This is a genomic window from Actinoallomurus vinaceus, from assembly GCF_039542055.1.
GTDB classification, from domain to species: Bacteria; Actinomycetota; Actinomycetes; order Streptosporangiales; family Streptosporangiaceae; genus Actinoallomurus; species Actinoallomurus vinaceus.
This window is the reverse complement of sequence record NZ_BAABHK010000049.1, coordinates 1-1,382: the sequence shown is the minus strand read 5'-3', so window position 1 is coordinate 1,382 and position 1,382 is coordinate 1. Positions and strand designations below refer to the sequence as shown.

The window sequence follows — 1,382 nt, the reverse complement described above, 5'->3', positions numbered from 1 at the left end:
GGGACTGTCCGGATCTTTGTGGGCGGGCCGGTGATCGCTTCTAGTTGAGGGTGATGCGGTCGCCGTAGTAGAGCGACAGCGCGTTCAGCGCCGCCTTCCACCCCGGGGTCTTGCCGGTCACGTTAGCCCGGTTCTTGTGCGGGCTGCGAATGACCAGGTAGAGGACCTTCAACGCCGCTTGTTCGGTCGGGAAATGCCCGCGTCGGCGGGTGGCCTGGCGGAACCGGGCGTTGAGGGACTCGATTGCGTTGGTGGTGTAGATGACCTTTCGTATCTCGGGCGGGAACGCTAGAAATGGGGTGAACTCGGTCCAGGAGGTGCGCCACAACCGGATGATCGCCGGATATTTGGCGCCCCAAGCCTCTTCAAAGTCGGCGAAGCGTTGCTCTGCGGCGGCCTCGGTCGGGGCCGTGTAGACCTCGCGCAGGTGCTTGGTGATCTGGCTCCAGTGGCCTTTGGCGGCATACCGCAGCGAGGCCCGCACCAGATGCACGACGCATTGCTGGACGGTGGCCTGGGGCCAGATCTGGTTGATCGCCTCCGGCAGGCCTTTCAAGCCGTCGCAGCAGGCGATGCACACATCGTTGATGCCGCGGTTCTTCAGCTCGGCCAGCACGTTCATCCAGTGCTTGGCGCCTTCGCCGCCGGCGCCGACCCACAGGCCCAGGACGTCGCGTTCGCCGTGGCAGTTGATGCCCACGGCGACGTAGATCGGCCGGTTGGTGACCTGACCGTCCCGGATCTTGACGTGGATCGCGTCGATCAGCACGACCGGGTAAACCGAATCGAGCGGGCGGGACTGCCATTGCGTCAGTTCTTCGGCGACCCGGTCGGTCACCCGGGAGATCAGATCACGCGAGACCTCCACGTCATAGATCTCCGCCAGATGCGCCCGGATCTCTCCGGTGGTCAGCCCCTTGGCATAAAGACTGACGATCGCCGCATCGAAGCCTTCGACGCGGCGAGCGTGCTTGGGCACGATCTTGGGTTCGAACTCACCGGCCCGGTCTCGCGGGACCTGCAGCGGAACGGCGCCGACCTCGGTCAGTACGGTCTTGGGCGAGCGGCCGTTACGGTGATTCCTGCTCGGCTGGTCCGGGCGTTCGCCCTTTTCATAGCCCAGATGTTCGGTCATCTCCGCGTCCAGCGCGGCCTGCAGCACCGTCTTGGTGATGCCGGCCAGCAACCCGTCCGGGCCGACCAGCGACACTCCCTGGGCCTTGGCCCGCTCGATCAGCTCGGCGGCCAGCTGGACATCCAGGCCGGCCGCCGGCACCTGCTCGTTGGTTTCTTCAGCGTCGGTCACAGTGATCCTTTCCGGCCAGAGCGTCAGCTCCAGCCTGCCGGATCACCAGCCCGCCCACGATCTTTCAGACAGTCCC

1 protein-coding gene is annotated in these 1,382 nt (G+C 65.4%); it reads right to left on the bottom strand.

The features are described 5' to 3' along the window. Positions 1 to 40 precede the first annotated feature (40 nt). The gene (locus tag ABEA24_RS53295) at positions 41 to 1,261 is read right to left on the bottom strand and encodes an IS256 family transposase (RefSeq protein WP_345444747.1); all 1,221 of its coding nucleotides are present in this window, start codon (positions 1,259 to 1,261) and stop codon (positions 41 to 43) included. Between the last annotated feature and the right edge of the window lie 121 nt (positions 1,262 to 1,382).